We start from the raw sequence: 17,283 nt of genomic DNA, 5'->3' as shown, positions 1-17,283 counted from the left end.
CTAAGACAATCACTTGTGTTAAAAAACTTATATTTTAGTAAGTTACTGAACATTGATTAGGGAATGAGTGATTGAACACTTTAAAAAGGAATAACCCCTGATAAACCCTTTGACGATAAGGTGTTAAGTAACTCTTCATTTTCTGTACAATCCCTTAGCGTATGTTTTGAGCTTTTAGTTTGTAGGACCCCTAATAGGCCTAATGACAGTTTCGCTGGTACTTCCCCGATATAAAAAAACCGGAACGAATCCGGATTAAATGAAAATGTTGTCCCTTTTTATTGTCTCTCCCAAAACGCTGGCGGTTCAATCCTAAGTAACCGTAAGTAAATAAAACCTTGGCCCCGATGGTGGATTTCATTTTCCAACGCATAATGTAGACGTTCGAAATGACTCATTTCGCCTCCAAAAAAGGGATCTTTTTCTACGGTGTGCAACCGTTCCTCGGTGATTTTTGGCCACCATTTTTGCACATCCTCCTTTGTTTCACGACAACCGTCTAAAAGTTTCGCTTTGGTCGAAACACCAGCAAAAGGTTGGCTATATTCCCATTCACCGAGAGCGATACCGCGTATATATGCGCGTTCAATATCTAGTATCTCTAAAATCATTTTTGAGAATTGCCGCAGCGGTTCGACCGGTGCAAAGGTGAATAACTTGTCTTCAGGGAAAGCCTCAATTGTTTGAATGGTTAAACGACGATTCCCATCCAAAATTTCGCGAAATTGCTCTAATGTCGTGACCATCGTTGGTCGCCTCCTTAATTATTGATACTAATGATAAATGACTCACTTACAAATTCTAGGTGTAAATACAATTATTCTGTTTAAATTACAAAAATCCTTCTACAAATTAACTGCAGTTAGCTCATAAGCCTTATTTCATTAAATGGCCCTTTTCTGGAATAAGTCTAAAAATTAATGTGTCTAAAAGTTGTAAGTTTTGTACACTACGAAAATATCCGTTTTTTTCTTGTCACTTTGGGAGTTATTTTGCACCTATTTTAAGCTCTATTTTGCACTATAAATAAATATAAAAAGCCCAATTTCTCAATACATTAAAATTAAGAAATTGGACTTTTATCATTACTTCGGAATAATACCGGCTAATATGAGCTTCTTGTTTATTCAAGAAAAGGGCGCTATTCCGAAAAAAGAAGGGCACCTGTCTGCAATTAAAACCTCTCCTAGGTTGTCTCCCTGTGCCATGCTTAAGTGTAGTCTTTTAGTAAGTCGAAAGGAATAATAAATACAAAAAGCCCTACTAGGGGCTTCTTGTGATTGCGACTACCTTTGACAATTCTATGTGCCAAGCAAGATTAAATTTCTGGTGCGGTTGAAGCATACTTGTTAAACCAGTTACGACTACCTTCTCAATAACGCGAGAATAAATGATACCATAGCCGTAAGACTTGCGATCGTTCGAACATGGTTCCAAGCTTTCCATTTTACAATATATTCTTTCCATAGACTTGCACTTGCTGCATCTTTTACGTCTAAATTCGCTAAAGTATCGTTAAGGGGTACATTGCACACTCCTGTGACGAGAAAGCTGCCTAGAAGATACAGCAAACTTCCAGCAAATATAAATACAACAGGGGTGTCTTTCCAATTAAATAATGAGATGGGTAAAAGAATCAAACTTACTAGTGCCGTACCTGTAAATACGGTGAGAAATAGTCGGTTAAGTACGACGATGTTTATAGATTGCATGGCTGCAATTCCATGATGTGAAGGAAGTCGGGCGAGGGCATTCATTACAAAAGTTGAAAATGCAAAGAACGTACCAGCAATTAACCCTGATCCAAGAGCTGCAAAAAAGATTAATAATGAGATAAATTTGTCATGCAAGTATTCCACACCCCAGTCTAGGCAAATGACATAGAAGTAGCAAACAATTCTAGCTGCTTATGTTAAATATCATAGATTATCTATCTTTTCTTGAAGTTGCAATGAAGATTGCATTGCTTCATTCATATTCTGACCTTCGAGGATATTAAGCCATCCATAGTCCACTAAGTAGATATGTGACAAAACCTTTGAAACAGAAGAAAAGACACTTTTCATTTCCTTTTGATATTTCTCAGGAGAAAGTGTCTTAAGATGATCAATTATCCGTTGATTTGCCCATACATGATAGTTATATAGATTTTCTACATGATTACCCATACAATCGCCTCCTTATCATCACTTTTTTATATTCTTATCAGAATGAATTATTCCTTTAATTAAATTGATCTTTAACTGCTTAAAGACCAAGAAAATTGCACTTCTAAGACAGTTCATCGTTGTTCAATTCTTGCGCCCGTTTGTTGAATAGCGAAAATGAATCTAATCTCTCCTTACCGTCATACATTCGTAAAGCTAAGGTTAATACTGTTGAACGGTCTTCCGTTAAAGGGCGCATTCCTAGATACACTTGAATGTGCGAAATCGCTATCGCGGAACGAGTAAAAGAGGATTGGAAGCGTCCTGTTTTCTTGAACATGATTTTTTATGGTTCTGTTGTTAAAAAACCTTGATCTTCCATCATTTTCGTGGGTTCATCATGAGTAATAGTAAAGACCATCTTAATCGAGTCATCTTTCATATGTAAAATGTAGAATGAATCATGGACGAGATCGAAGGACTGATCTGATTCTTTTTCTATTCTTGCCGTTCCAAGAACCTTTACTAATACATAGTTATCTTTTAAGGGTGTTTCTGCCACGGGGGTCAGCTTGAATGACCTATAGCCTAAGGATTTTAAATATTCACCGGACTCTTTCGTCCCTGCCAGATAATCTTCTTTCTTCACCGCTTGTACAACGCCGGACGGATAAGCGCCCACAAGAGGATCACTCACTAGGGGATTGAGAAGATCTGGATCATACATATTGTTCGCCCGTTCAAAATCCTTAAAATATGCTTTGACTCTGTCGCTCACTGTATTCATCTTTATTCCTCCAACCTTTTATTTAAGATTACATATATTTCACTCGATTTTTCCTTATCGTGGTGACCGTACCGTAAGAAGAAAATGACATACTAAGGAGAAAGCACCTAATTTCAAAGGATTTTTAAATTTGACTTGTCTGTATTTACGCTGCTGCAATTGTGTCTGAAATATGTTTACACGTGTATTTTACTCTTTTGAAATTTCTCAGGAGAAAGTGTCTTAAAGTGGTCCATAATCCGTTGATTTGCCCATACATGATAGTGATATAGATTTTCTACATGATTAGCTATACAATCGCCTCCTTATCATCACTTTTTTAAATATTCTTTATCAGAATGTATTATTCCTTTAATTAATATTACTTATCTGATGAGATCTTTAACTAAATGGACGATTTCTGAACAAAATTAAAAAAGTACACATTTTATTATTTGTTCCAAAACTCGTCCGTTTCTGAACACAATCATTCTAGTTCAAAAAAACTAAATAACTTCTTATTCAAGAATCGGGCGCTTTTCCGGAATATCGAATAAGTCCAATTTCTCAATTTTAATGGCTGAGAAATTGGGCTTTTTTATATTTACTTATAGTGCAAAATAACACTTAAAATAGATGCAAAATAACTCCTAAAGTGACACTTCACTTAGATAATAAGGTTAACTATGAGAAATCGAGAAAAATCACAAAAAAATAAGAAAAAAGCATATGAATCCGTTTTTATAGCCTATGATTACGTTTTCATGATGATTGTTACCGATTTCACTACCATTGCTCAAGCTATCCAGTTGTTCCATAATAAACCTATAAATAGGCTAGTTGTCTGAATCGGTCAATTGACAACAGGAGACTTTCACTCCATAAGATTTTCAGCCTTGACGGCTGCTCCAACGCACACGGCTCCTCCTAGTTATCATTTACAGAATGTAGCTAATCTCTTTTCTTAAATCGTATATATTCACTTTTAATCTTGGTGATGGAAGTGGATATTTATTAAGAAATAGAATGAATTTATCCCATTTAAAGGATTTCCTTTGGCTTCTTCTATTAAGCCATTTAAACAATAACTTTTCGATTTTGTCTTTGAAGTTGTTAACATTTTGGGTATTATCAGAGATGCACTAATAGTTGTAATAACCTATTAGTGAACGTTTAAATCTATCCATTATCATATGAATATCTTTATTTCTATTACTCTTCAGCCATTCTTTCGTTGCTTTTAGTTTATATTGTACTTTCTTTCTACTAGATTTCCGTTGCACTCGAAATTTTCCTTGTTTACTTTTCCCACAATAGTGTGTGTAACCCAAGGAAATCAAAAGTTGCTGGTTTGCTCATCCCATTTTGATTTGCATTTTGCTCCGCAAACCGACCGAAGTGAATAATTTTGGTCTTATCTTCAGCTATTTCTAAATTAAATTTCTGTAATCTCAGCTTGAACATCTAGTTAAACAATTTACTGTTGAAAATTAAATCAATCGTTTAAATGACAAAATGCACTGCATAACACAGTGCATTTTTAAATTCATTTTGGCGTGCAATTTCAAATTTTGCGATGGGAAACGGAACCCGTTAGGATACAAGAGTTTGCTCTTTTGAAGCACAAAGCATATATACAAAAACATATTAATTTTTATTCAAACGATTTTTCTCTTGCTCACAGAATATTTCTACTGTAGTTTTACCGTACATATAATTCCAACAATTGCTTTGACAATTTACCTCTGCTGTAATACACATTTAACTAACTCTCCCATGACCAGCCTGCTACACGGAGCATCCCGTTAGTCTTGACCTCCTCCAAATCCACTTCCAAGAACCGAACATCATCAAATTGTCCAGGTGGGTTATTGGACAAGATTGCAACAAGCTCTTGTAGAAATTGAATAATTTGCTTCTGATTGTTTTCTACCTATTGTAAAATTTCAATTTTGTCTTCACTCAAAATTGTTTCTCTTTTACATTAATTATTAAGTCACAAACCACCTGTTCATTCAACAGGTGGTTTGATTTAGCCCTATAAGTGCATGATACTTGCAACGCCTTAAAGACGTGGTAGAGTATAAAATTTCCAATCGAATCGTAACTCCAAAAAGTGTATTGACGCTTTCAATAAAGGAAAGAAAACACACTTCGTTATACCCCTCATCGAAAGCCAAATGTTATACCTGAGGGATATGCATATCTCTCAACCGTGCATCACCATCGAGTAAGTGCCTAGTAACAGCGCGAATTCTTTCATCTATATCTCCCACAAGGGACAGTGGCGACTCGGACAGCGGCATTCCTTTCGAAATCCAAGTCGCCACCTCAGCAATTTCGTTATCGGGATGTGTGTCGAACCAGCCCTCGTTCAGGAACGGTATATCAAGTTCAGCGCGATGTATCTCCCCCCAATACCAGGCATCTGGGTCACTTGCGCTGATTCGAGCCATCAAGGCCGGCCAGTCGATACACCCATTACCCAATGGGCAGAGTAATCGGGAGTAGCCTCGACCATTCCACAAGAGACGTGCATCGTCAACGTGGACTTGCCAAATGAGACCGGCAAGACGGTCTGCTGCTGCAATCGGATCCTCCATGCGCACGATAAGATTCACGGGATCGAATGCAACGCCGAAAAGATTGGAATCGAGTACTTCTAGTAGTCGACGAACCTCCCAAGAAGTGATTTCCTCGTGAGTCTTGATGAGCACACGTGCCCCTAGCGAACGGAGGTCGGGTTCAAGTCGTTTCAAGAAAGAGGCGACCTCTGCTAATTGATCGGACCAAGCCACTGAACGATTAAAACGGTCCTCTTCTTTACCAACAACCAGCATCACATTAGGTTGTCCTAGCTGGAGAGCTGCCTCCGTCAACTTAAGCAATCCTTTTGCAAGGTCCCCGTTTCCGACTTCCAATGCATCGGAGGATCGTTCAGGCTGATAGGGATTAAGCATCCCAATCTGGAGTCCAAGCGTAATACCTGATTCCTGTGCGACTTGCCGGATATCCTCCAATTCACACTGATCCAATGTTTGACTGGCATTGAGGGCAGTCCCAATAAAAGAACCTTTCAGCCCATGATGGAATGCCTCCTGAATCGAATTCCGTACATCAAACGATAAACCGCAGAGATCCTTCGCGAAGATCCCGACTCTATTAGGGAACTTGTTAAACATGGGCCTTATCTCCTCTCGTGATACCAATCTCCTTACAGATATTTTCAATGTACTGTCTTGATGACTCAATACACTGGATGGCTTCGGGGTACTCAAATTTCTCTGAGTTTAGCTGCTGCCAGGTTTTGACCATTCCCTTACGGATACGTTCAGTGTAGTCACGAACGAGTTCAAAATATGCGGCAAATTCTTCTCGTGAAAGGTAGGGATGTCCCGCAATCCATTCTGGGTTATAAAATTCAATAAGGTGAGGCTCACCTTTATCCACTCCCAATCGTGGAGGATCACATTCAATTGTTACGTTAAGGTCAGGGCGATATTTGTTCAGTTCAGTAAGCACCGCAGTAAAATCGACAAGACCTGATCCAATCATACGTGACTGGTAATATGCACCATCTTCTATAAGTTCAACATAAGCGTCCTTAAGGTGGGTTTGACGTACGTATGGAGCAATGCGCTTAGCAGCATAGACCGGATGCTCACCCCGAATATGGATGTTACCTGTATCAAAGACAATCCCTACAACATCCTCACCAACAGACTCGATAAGGCGGAGAATTTCAAATGTAGTAATCTCCTCGTGTGTTTCAAGATTCAAGTGGATCCCTAGGTCCAAAGCAATGGGCTTAAGCTTCAACATGAAGCGTCGTGTGGCCTCTAGTTGGTCTTCCCAGGAAACATCAGTTCTAAAGCGGTCTGTAGTGAATCGCCCTCTGTATTGTTGTTTTATTCCGGCAGTGGAAATCCAAAGTTCATTAATATCGAATTCTGCACAGGCCTCCATCATTCTCCGAAAACCGAATAAAGTATCCCCATCACCGATTTCTCGCACCTCCGGTGTTTCGGGAAGTGCAAAGGGATTTACCTTGCCAAGTCCTGCTTCAAGATAGAGCCCGAGCTCGTCGGCACGCCGACGGACATCACGGATCACCGATTTGTCAAGATTCGGACTTACATCTAGGATGGTTCGGAAAAACACACCTTCCATTCCAAGACTTTTGGCATGATCGAGAGTGCCTAACGGTCCTCTCACTTTCGCCTCAGGTATTTTTCTACCGTCAATTCCAATACGCATTGATATAACTCCTTTCCCTTCTTCACTTCTCAACAATATTTAGTATATTCAGAATATTATTCGCGGAAATATTGACAACGACGTTTCCATATTATTGCCAACTACTGCTACGTGCCCTGCACACATATGATAAAGTGGCAATGTGAAGTTTGGATGTATCTAGTACCCTTAATTTTCCATCGCTGCTGGAACCTAAGGGTAAAGTAAATATTCCGGTTCTATCTTTATCATCTAAGAACTCAGAGCTCTTTCATTTAATACTCTTCCTTACTTATGGTAATAACGAAAACATCCACCTAAAAACTTAATGAGATATTAAAGAAACCGTCGCCCCATTTGTGTTGTGCCGAGTGTAAAGAAACAAAGGAAATCAAAGATTCCGGTTTGAAAAAAAATTATAAATGTGACGCTGATTCTCAATTATTCTTGTTTACGACCCAATTTTTTTATTAATCATAAAGGAGTTTACGTTTTGGCTAAAGGGATACGAATATCCGATTTTTACTTAAAATTTCCTTTGTTGCCTATTTTATTTTTTCTATAAAACCTGAAATATTTTCATTTGTAAAATTTGTATAAATTTCTGATGTCGAAAGTGCTATATATATTTTTTTATTTAATCATAATGAAAGAAACTGCTATAATGTTGTATTTAGTAACTCATCGGATCTGCAACATTTGCACAAATGACTATTTCCAAAATCCTTGAGCTCTAGATCTTGTCCTACACATTTTGACTGACTGTACAAACATCGTTTTGCAAACCTACAACCAAGTTCAGGATCAATTGGACTTGTAAGTTCACCAATAAGTTTTACACGCTGCATCTTTTGGCGTATGTTTGGGACTGGTATTGCAGAAAGCAATGCTTGTGAATAGGGATGAATCGTCTTTTTAAACAATTCATCGGATTCTGAAATTTCAACAAGTTGTCCAAGATACATTACCGCTATCTTGTCTGAAAAGTATTTTACGACAGATAAGTCATGGGTGATAAAAAGATAAGTCAGACCATATTCATCCTGCAGATCCTTAAGCAAATTCAGAACTTGGGCCTGAATAGAAACATCCAAAGAAGATACTGGTTCATCGCAAACAATGAACTGTGGATTCAAGGAAAGTGCCCTTGCTATTCCAACACGCTGGCGCCGTCCCCCATCGAGTTCATGGGGATAGGAATTTATAAATCTTTTACTCAATCCAACAACATCCATTAAGCGCCTGATTTCGGAATCAAGCTCCGCCCTCCGCTTTACTTTTTTATGGATTAAAAGCGGTTCTCCAATAATTTCACCAATGGACATCCTCGGATTCAGAGAGGCAAACGGGTCCTGAAAAATAATTTGAAGATCTTTTCGTAAATCATGAATTTGCGCCTTATTCATTTTACAGATGTCTTGCCCATTGAAGAGAATTTCCCCACTTGTCGCCTGATGGAGCCCTAGTATTAAGCGGCCAATTGTTGACTTTCCACAACCAGATTCTCCTACAAGCCCCAATGTTTGCCCGCGCTGAATACTGAAAGAGACATCATCAACTGCATGAAGAGTTCCGTTATTCGATTTAAAATACTTTTTAAGGTTCCTAACTTCCAGAATATTATCTGCCATATGTGACTTCCTCCAAAAACTCATAAGACTTAACCTTGCCCTCATGAATAAGACATTTCACTGAATGAGTGCCTGAGACATTAGTCATCGCTAGTTCCGTTTTCGAACAAGCTTCATCCATGTAGGGGCAACGTGGATGGAATGAACAACCGGACGGCAAGTTAGTAGGATCCGGCATCTGCCCTTTTATCGGCTTTAACCTATCAACCTTATCATCCAGCGTAGGAATTGATTTAAAAAGCCCTATAGTATACGGGTGTTTTGGATGTTCAAAAACTTCCTCAACCGTTCCGATTTCCACAATCTCACCTGCATACATAATTGCGACTCTGTCACATATCTGAGCAACAACACCAAGGTCATGCGTAATGAGAAGCAGCGAAGTGTTGAACTTAACTTTCAAATCATTCATCAATTCCAGCACCTGTGCTTGAATCGTTACATCAAGCGCTGTCGTTGGTTCATCCGCCAAGATAAGTTTTGGCGAACATGCGATACTCATGGCGATGACAACACGCTGCTTCATTCCCCCTGAAAATTGATGTGGATATTCATCATACCGATCCTTAGGAATACCGACCATTTCCAACATATCAGCAGCCTTTTGCTGCGCCTCGGCTTTGCTGCATTTCTCATGGAGATGAATCACTTCCGCAATTTGGTCGCCAACGGAATAAACAGGATTAAGGCTAGTCATAGGATCTTGAAAAATCATTGATATTTTATTTCCTCGGATTTGACGCAGGAAATCCTTTTTTGCTTTAAGAAGGTCTTCACCCTCAAAAAGAATTTCACCGCTAGTTATCTTGCCCGGTGGGTCAGCAACAAGCTTCAAAATGCTGAGTGCTGTTGTGGTTTTACCCGCGCCTGTCTCCCCCACCAGACCAAGGCTTTCTCCGGAATTTAATCTCAAATCAAGGGAGTTAACTGCATAAACGATTTCATCATCAGTTCTATACTCAACATTAAGATTCTTGATTTCTAGTAGTTTGCTGCCAGTCATAGTTACCTCCTAATTTTTCAATTTAGGGTCCAATGCATCACGCAATCCATCCCCAAGTAGATTGAGAGAAAGAATGGTTAACATAATCGCTATACCAGGGAAAACACAAATCCACCATGCATATCGAATATACTGCCGACCGCCGCTGAGCATGGCGCCCCATTCAGGAGCAGGAGGCTGAATGCCGAGGCCGATGAAGCTTAGGGCGGCAATTTCTAATATCGAACCAGCGATACACAAAGTTGCTTGAACAATTACTGGAGCCATAGAATTGGGAATGATGTGTTTAAAAATAATTCTTACATCATTTGCACCAATTGCTCTGGCCGCTTCAATAAACTCTTCGTTACGAATGGACAGAACAGAAGCTCTTACGATTCGAGCAAATGGAGGAATATTCGCTATACTTATAGCAATCAACAAATTCCTCATGCTTGGGCCAAGCGCAGCTACAATTGCAATAGATAACAAAATGCCGGGGATGGCAAGAAAAATATCCATGATTCGCATAATAATGTTGTCGGTCGTTTTACCTACATAACCGGAAATTGCCCCAATAATACCACCTACAACCGTAGCAATTAGAATAGTCGCAAGCGAAATAGGAATTGAAACTCTCGCTCCATGAACGATTCTTGCAAGAATATCTCTGCCTAATTCATCAGTCCCAAGCCAATGGCTTGCAGAGGGTGGTCGCAGCCTCTCTGCGGCATTTTGTTGAATTACTACTGTCTTATAATCAAATAAAACATTTGCAAAAACAGCCAAAAGACTGATTAGGGTTAATATTACTAAGCCAGCAATGGCCAGTTTATTCTTCTTTAATCGTTTCCAGATAGAAACCAACTCGGATTTTTTTTTCTTTTCCGGTATTAGTTCAAATTTATTGTTCTTTCTTGGTATTATTGTTGTATTCATCCTCTACACCTTCCTCGCCTTGTACTGTGCCCTAATACGGGGATCAAAAAATGCGTACAGGATATCAGTGGTAAGATTAATAACCGTAAACATTACTGCTTTCATAAGGACAAGTGCTAATACAACAGGTATATCTTTTAATTTTATTGTTTCAACAAGAAGCCTTCCAATTCCAGGCCATGAAAAAACGGTCTCTACTACCACAGCGCCGCTAATAAGAAAACCAAACTGCAACCCTGATATGGTAATGATTGGTATCATCGCATTGCGAAGCGCATGTTTAATAATTACTTTATACTCCTTGACTCCCTTGGCACGTGCTGTTCTGACATAGTCCTGCCTAATCGTTTCCAACAGGGAAGAACGTGTCATTCGTGTAATTATGGCAAGTGAGTTAGTGCCTAAAGCAATTGCCGGAAGGATCAAGGACTTTATCCCACTGAATTCTGAAGATGGAAACCATCCTAAACCTGCAGCAAATATTATGATTAACATTAGCCCTAACCAAAAGTTAGGCATTGAAACTCCTATTAAAGCAGAAAACGTCGATGCTGAATCAAATGCGGAATATTGCTTTGCTGCTGAAATTGTCCCTAACACAACACCTACCACAATAGCAAAAATTAGCGCAGAGATGGCAAGAATGAGGGTACTAGGAAATCTTGCTAGAATTTCATCAAGTACTGGTTGATGTGTTGTATAAGAAATACCAAAATCACCTTGAACCGCATGTCCGATATAGTTTAAATAACGAATAAAAAATGGCTTATCAAGACCTAGTTCGTGAGTCATGGCAGCATGCGCCTCAGCCGTATAGTTATCACCTAAGTACATCTCAACAGGATCACCAGGAGTAAGATTCATAATTGTAAAAACAAGAAAACTTACCCCCAATAATACTGGAATCAGCATGGCCAACCTGCGAAGAATAAATTTATACATCTGACAACCCCCAAACTTCTAATTGACTCTCCTGAAAAATCAGCTTTTACCAGACCGTCAGTTTCTTTAAGTTTCATGCCGATGATTATCGGCATGAAACCTAAATCAAAAATTATTTTTCAAAATACGTACCATATATGGAATGCGTTTTTCCAGGATATAAGTTAAAGCCCTTAACCGTTGACTGCATTCCGGCATTTATGTGCTCAATTGCTATTGGAATAACCGGAAGTTGGTCAGCCACCGTTTTCTGTACCTCTGCATAAAGTTTCTTAGCCTCGTTACGATCTGTTGTCGCACTTGCTTTATCTAACTTTGCATCAACTTCTTTTGTTGCCCAGAATGAACGATTGCCCGAGAGTCCAAATGCTTCGGAATGATATATGGCTCTGAGCATACTATCAGGATCGATAGATGTTTTTGTCATAATGGCCAGGTCATGTTCACCCTTTCCTGTAGAAGAATAGAATGAAGCTGACTGCATTAACTTGACTTCAACATCAATACCAATCTTACTAAGTTGCCCCTGAACTACTTCTGCAGCACTTTTTAGAACCTGGGTATCAGGAACCCAAAGCGTTGTCTTAAACCCATTTGGGTGCCCAGCTTCTGCAAGCAAGCTTTTCGCCTTGTCTAAATTGTATTCATACGTAACGGTATCAGGCGCGGAACCAAATAGGTTCGGTGGAAGCATCGTATTATGGGCCGGAGTTGCTGTACCGTTAAAAACGATATCGATAATGTCCTTAGTGTTAAGTGCATAGGCGATCGCTTTCCTTACGCGAACATCATCAAGGTTAGGCTTTTTGGTATTGAATCCAAGATAATATACTGTTGTACTGGCAGCTTCTTCCACCTTAAGATTTTTGTTGTTCTTGACTTTATCCAAATCAGTAATTCCTAAATCATAAGCTAAGCCAATTTCTCCAGTTTCAAGACCGATCGATCTGTTGATTGCTTCAGGAATATTCTTGAAAATCAATTTCTTAACTTTAGGTTCGCCCCTGTAATAATCATGAAAAGCTTCCAGAACAACATCTCCGCCCAGATCCCAAGAGACGAACTTATATGGACCAGCGCCAACAGGATGTTTATTAAAATCTTTATCACTCGTAGCTGCCTTTTTGCTTACTATTGCTGCTGCATCAAGCGAGAGCCTGTACAATAGAGCATTAAAAGGTTGTTTGGTCACAATCTTAATTGTGTAATCATCAACAATAATTATGTCCTTGATTATGAGGTAATTGTAATTTACGCCATCACTTTTAATAGCTCGTTCAAGACTGAATTTAACATCTTCAGCTTTCATTTCTTCCCCATTGTGGAACTTGACACCCTTACGAAGATGGAAGACGGTAGTTGTTGGATTTTCTACTTTCCAAGATTCCGCAAGTGCAGGAACAATCTTCATATCATTATCAAGAGCTACAAGCCTGTCAAAAATCTGTGTTGTTACACGGTATGACGCAAGTGTGGCTTGAATCTGAGGATCCATATAAGCTGGCGCTTCTGGAATTCCAATAGTTAGAGTATCCTTTGTACTATTTGTGCCTGTTGTACCATTTCCAGCTTGACTCGAGCAACCGGCAATGACACTGACAATCAGAATAAAAACAATAAACAAAACTGAAAATTTTTTCCCCATCTTTTCACACCCCACATTTTCTATTTTCTCTATATATGGTTTTGGGACAATCCAAAAACGAATTAAAAGCGTACGGCTCAATCAATATCATTAACCATTTATTGCATTAAAAGGGATCGATAAAAAAATGACGTAATTTAATAAGTTTCATAGATTCTAATTAAGTCTTGCAAAATTTTGGTTTGTCGTGTAAACAACGGGAGTTCAGCGCGATGGATCTCCTCCCAATACCAGGCAACTGGGTCAATTGCGCTGATTCGAACCATCAGGGACGGCCAGTCGATGCCTTGATATACCGTTCCTGTACGAAGGGTGGTTTGAAATACATCCAGATATCGATATTACTGAGTTGGCAATATGGATCTCGAAGGGAATTCCACTTTTCGAGTCACGGCAGTCACTAGTTGCAGATATAAAAGAACGAATACGGGACATCAAATGATGAATCGTAGAGATCCCCCGACTCTCTTAGGGAGCTTGTTAAGCATGGGCCCTATCTCCCCTCATGATACCAATCTCCTGACAGATATTTTCAATGTGCTGTCTTGACGACTCAATACACTGGATGGCTTCGGGGTATTCAAAGTTCTCTGAGTTTAGCTGCTGCCAGGTCTTGACCATTCCCTTATGGATACGTTCAGTGTAGTCACGAACGAGTTCAAAATATGCGGCAAATTCTTCTCGAGAAAGATCGGGATGTCCCGCAATCCATTCTGGGTTATAAAGTTCTAGAAAGTGCGGCTCACCTTTTACCGCACCCAATCGTGGAGTATCACATTCAATTGTTAAGTTTAGGTCAGGGCGATATTTGTTCAGTTCAGTAAGCACCGCAGTAAAATCTACAAGACCTGATCCAATCATACGTGACTGGTAATATGCACCATCTTCTATAAGTTCAACATAAGCGTCCTTAAGGTGGGTTTGACGTACGTATGGAGCAATGCGCTTAGCAGCATAGACCGGATGCTCACCCCGAATATGGATGTTACCTGTATCAAAGACAATCCCTACAACATCCTCACCAACAGACTCGATAAGGCGGAGAATTTCAAATGTAGTAATCTCCTCGTGTGTTTCAAGATTCAAGTGGATCCCTAGGTCCAAAGCAATGGGTTTAAGCTTCAACATGAAGCGCCGTATGGCCTCTAGCTGGTCTTCCCAAGAAACATCAGTTCTGAAGCGGTCTGTAGTGAATCGCCCTCTGTATTGTTGTTTTATTCCGGCAGTGGAAATCCAAAGTTCATTAATATCGAATTCTGCACAGGCCTCCATCATTCTCCGAAAACCGAGTAAAGTATCCCCATCACCGATATCTCGCACCTCCGGTGTTTCGGGAAGTGCATAGGGATTTACCTTGCCAAGACCTGCTTCAAGATAGAGCCCAAGCTCGTCGGCACGCTGACGGACATCACGGATCACCGATTTGTCAAGATTCGGACTTACATCTAGGATGGTTCGGAAAAACACACCTTCCATTCCAAGACTTTTGGCATGATCGAGAGTGCCTAACGGTCCTCTCACTTTCGCCTCAGGTATTTTTCTACCGTCAATTCCAATACGCATGATATAACTTCCTTTCCCTTTTTCTTTTCTCAACAGTATTTAGTAGATTTCGAATAATTGATTGCTTTTCACACATTGCAAAATTTCTTTTTAGCTTCCATCATGACTTTTTTCTCCTTTACCATGATTTAATTGATATTACCCTCTGATGGCACAATTTGATCTGATATTTTTTGGGACAGTATAAATTGTCCAATAGGTTCTCCTACAATCCCTTCACTATAAATGTGCATCTCTGAAGATTTAGGCAAGGCCTACAAAAAGCCAGTTCTTAAAACATATCGGTTTCTAAAATAGGTAAACCAAAAGCTTTTCATTAGAAATCCTCCTTCTGAGTTTGAATATATTTGTTAATGGTTTATTTGCAAATTTTGTGCCAAGTTATCACATGTTTAACATAAAAAATCGAATAAAAATTGGCACAATATTAAGTATTTTCCAAAAATATCTGATAAAATTGTATTACAATCGATACAGATGTTTCGTTTTCAATCCAGGAAACAACCCTTTATTTCCTTACGATCTATGATCCGATTCAATATCACTACAAATTTACAATTTTTACAAGGAGGAAAAAATGGAGACAGATCAATTTCAAATTGACCCGGAATATTTTTTTCAAATTCTCAATGCAATTGATGATGATATTTATATTTCTGACAAAAACGGAACGACATTGTGGGTGAATGATTCAGTTCAGAGAAATTGTGGAATGTCCAAGAAGGAATTGATCGGAAAAAGTGCAACCGAACTCGAACAACAGGGAATTTTCCAACCTTCCGCTATTAAAAGAGCTCTCGAAGCCAGAAAAACAATAACCACTGTTCAAAAGTTACTCAACGGAAAAAAGTTTTTAGGAACAGGACACGTTATTCTAGATCACCAAAAAAGGTTAAAATATGCCATTGCCCACAGAAGGGATATTACAAATGTCGTAAAGAACACTTCCGATTTCGAACTTAAAAAGATAGAGTCACTTTTGCAACGATACATTCAGGAAATCAGGAAAATGAATATACGGCTGCCGATGTTTAATAAGGATGAGCACTCTTTTTTCGGCCAGAGCCGTGCCTATGCCCGCCTTTCAGAATTAATTGAAAAAATCGCTGGTGTTAACTCGACGGTACTGATTACCGGAGAGACCGGTGTAGGTAAAAGCTTGACGGCCAAACAGATTCATAACATTAGCGAAAGATGCGACAATCCTTTTATTCATATTAATTGTGCGGCCATTCCAGAAAGTCTCATCGAATCCGAGCTCTTTGGGTACGAAAGAGGATCATTTACAGGGGCCAATTCTAATGGAAAAGTCGGATTGGTAAAATTGGCGGAGCACGGAACACTTTTTCTGGATGAAATCAGCGAAATGCCTCTTCACATACAACCCAAGCTTCTACAACTATTACAGAGCAAGACATACATGCCAATTGGGGCTTCAAAAACGTATAAGGCAGACGTACGCTTTATCGCTGCTACAAACAGAGATTTAGAAGGCCTGGTAAAAAGCGGCCAATTTCGTGCCGATTTGTTTTATCGTCTTAATGTGCTACCGGTCGAAATTCCATCACTTTGTGAACGTAAGGAAGATATTTTCCCTTTTCTTGTCTTCTATTTAAAAAAATTTAATGCTTTGCATCATAAACAAAGAATTTTCTCAAGAAAAGTTATCAAAATCCTTGAAAATTACGATTGGCCGGGAAACATCAGAGAACTTGAAAATTTGGTCGAACAGCTTGTCGTTCTTGCAAATCAGGATGAAATTTCCCTTTCTGACTTACCAGAACATTTCAGAGAAGAGTGTGATGAAGAATTGGAATCGCAGTTTATTTCACATGGAAAATCTTTAACAGATACATTACAGAACATAGAGAAAAAGATAATTGGAAAAGCGTATAAAAAACATAAGACAGTTCGAAAAACGGCAAACGCTCTTGGAATTACACATTCCCTGTTAATGAGGAGATTCAAAAAATATGACATTAGCCAAGAAAAGGTGTAGGATGTTTATGGAAAAAAAAAGTACATATTATTGCAATGAACATTCCTTTGTTCTGCCTCTCCATGAAACGGGGGCGGCTATGCTTAATCCCAGTGTCTAATCCAAATCGTTTGATCGATTGCCGACTGGTCCAAGCTTATGATATCCAAGTTTTAAACATGATAGATCTAGCCAATTCTACAAGAGATTTACCAGCTTTACGCGGCTTCTTGTAAGCCGATATGAGGGATATCCTTTAACATTTTTCAGGGCAATTGACGATTTGTTTTTTTCCACTCGCAAACAATATTTGAATCAACTTACTGTAGCCTTGGAATTAAGTTTGAGTAAATTAACTTAATAACCCTTGATAAAAGAGCAAATAGAAAAAGCCTGTTTAATTAAACGGGCTTTTATTTTTCATTATTGGTTTTTTTGGCATGGGATGGTTTAA

At 39.1% G+C, this 17,283-nt stretch carries 12 protein-coding genes and 2 pseudogenes; 1 reads left to right on the top strand and 13 read right to left on the bottom strand.

What is annotated here, in order from left to right; all coding sequences use genetic code 11:
* Window positions 1–278: 278 nt before the first annotated feature.
* The 13 genes and pseudogenes from BIV60_RS10305 to BIV60_RS10250 all read right to left on the bottom strand — a co-directional run bounded on the left by BIV60_RS10305 (window position 279) and on the right by BIV60_RS10250 (window position 14,851).
* Window positions 279–746 (bottom strand): DinB family protein, encoded by a 468-nt coding sequence (locus BIV60_RS10305; protein WP_071355652.1) that lies wholly within the window; start codon window positions 744–746, stop codon window positions 279–281.
* Window positions 747–1,364: 618 nt separating this feature from the next.
* Window positions 1,365–1,850, bottom strand: a complete 486-nt coding sequence (locus BIV60_RS10300; protein WP_071355651.1) for an anthrone oxygenase family protein — start codon at window positions 1,848–1,850, stop codon at window positions 1,365–1,367.
* A gap of 72 nt (window positions 1,851–1,922) precedes the next feature.
* A pseudogene (locus BIV60_RS10295) lies at window positions 1,923–2,168 on the bottom strand (DinB family protein); the annotation flags it as partial.
* 325 nt (window positions 2,169–2,493) lie between these two features.
* On the bottom strand, window positions 2,494–2,934 hold the full coding sequence (locus BIV60_RS10290; protein WP_071355650.1) for a hypothetical protein: 441 nt from the start codon (window positions 2,932–2,934) through the stop codon (window positions 2,494–2,496).
* 194 nt (window positions 2,935–3,128) lie between these two features.
* Window positions 3,129–3,227: pseudogene (locus BIV60_RS28345) on the bottom strand (damage-inducible protein DinB); the annotation flags it as partial.
* A gap of 1,869 nt (window positions 3,228–5,096) precedes the next feature.
* The gene (locus tag BIV60_RS10285) at window positions 5,097–6,095 is read right to left on the bottom strand and encodes a sugar phosphate isomerase/epimerase family protein (RefSeq protein ID WP_071355649.1); all 999 of its coding nucleotides are present in this window, start codon (window positions 6,093–6,095) and stop codon (window positions 5,097–5,099) included.
* The gene (locus tag BIV60_RS10280; RefSeq protein ID WP_071355648.1) at window positions 6,088–7,170 is read right to left on the bottom strand and encodes a sugar phosphate isomerase/epimerase family protein; all 1,083 of its coding nucleotides are present in this window, start codon (window positions 7,168–7,170) and stop codon (window positions 6,088–6,090) included. Before BIV60_RS10280 ends, BIV60_RS10285 begins: the two co-directional genes overlap by 8 nt.
* A gap of 638 nt (window positions 7,171–7,808) precedes the next feature.
* The gene (locus BIV60_RS10275) at window positions 7,809–8,780 is read right to left on the bottom strand and encodes an ABC transporter ATP-binding protein (RefSeq protein ID WP_071355647.1); all 972 of its coding nucleotides are present in this window, start codon (window positions 8,778–8,780) and stop codon (window positions 7,809–7,811) included.
* Window positions 8,770–9,783 carry an ABC transporter ATP-binding protein gene (locus BIV60_RS10270; protein WP_071355646.1) on the bottom strand — a complete coding sequence of 338 codons (1,014 nt, stop codon included), beginning with the start codon at window positions 9,781–9,783 and terminating at the stop codon, window positions 8,770–8,772. The genes BIV60_RS10275 and BIV60_RS10270 overlap by 11 nt, the downstream gene beginning before the upstream one ends.
* 9 nt (window positions 9,784–9,792) lie before the next feature.
* Entirely contained in the window at window positions 9,793–10,701 is a 909-nt protein-coding gene (locus BIV60_RS10265; protein WP_071355645.1) for an ABC transporter permease, read from the bottom strand.
* A 3-nt stretch (window positions 10,702–10,704) separates the two neighbouring features.
* Window positions 10,705–11,643, bottom strand: a complete 939-nt coding sequence (gene nikB / locus BIV60_RS10260; RefSeq protein WP_071355644.1) for a nickel ABC transporter permease — start codon at window positions 11,641–11,643, stop codon at window positions 10,705–10,707.
* Between the two features lie 112 nt (window positions 11,644–11,755).
* Complete coding sequence (locus BIV60_RS10255) at window positions 11,756–13,369, bottom strand: ABC transporter substrate-binding protein (protein ID WP_141770445.1); 1,614 nt, start codon at window positions 13,367–13,369, stop codon at window positions 11,756–11,758.
* A gap of 399 nt (window positions 13,370–13,768) precedes the next feature.
* Window positions 13,769–14,851, bottom strand: coding sequence for a sugar phosphate isomerase/epimerase family protein (locus BIV60_RS10250; RefSeq protein ID WP_071355642.1), 1,083 nt, complete (start codon window positions 14,849–14,851; stop codon window positions 13,769–13,771).
* Window positions 14,852–15,428: 577 nt separating this feature from the next.
* Here BIV60_RS10250 and BIV60_RS10245 point away from each other — a divergent pair.
* Entirely contained in the window at window positions 15,429–16,850 is a 1,422-nt protein-coding gene (locus BIV60_RS10245; RefSeq protein WP_071355641.1) for a sigma-54 interaction domain-containing protein, read from the top strand.
* The last annotated feature ends 433 nt before the right edge of the window (window positions 16,851–17,283 follow it).

Source organism: Bacillus sp. MUM 116 (assembly GCF_001866655.1).
Classification (GTDB): Bacteria; Bacillota; Bacilli; order Bacillales; family Cytobacillaceae; genus Neobacillus.
The sequence above is the reverse complement of the archived record's forward strand: the minus strand, read 5'-3'. Positions and strand labels throughout refer to the sequence as shown.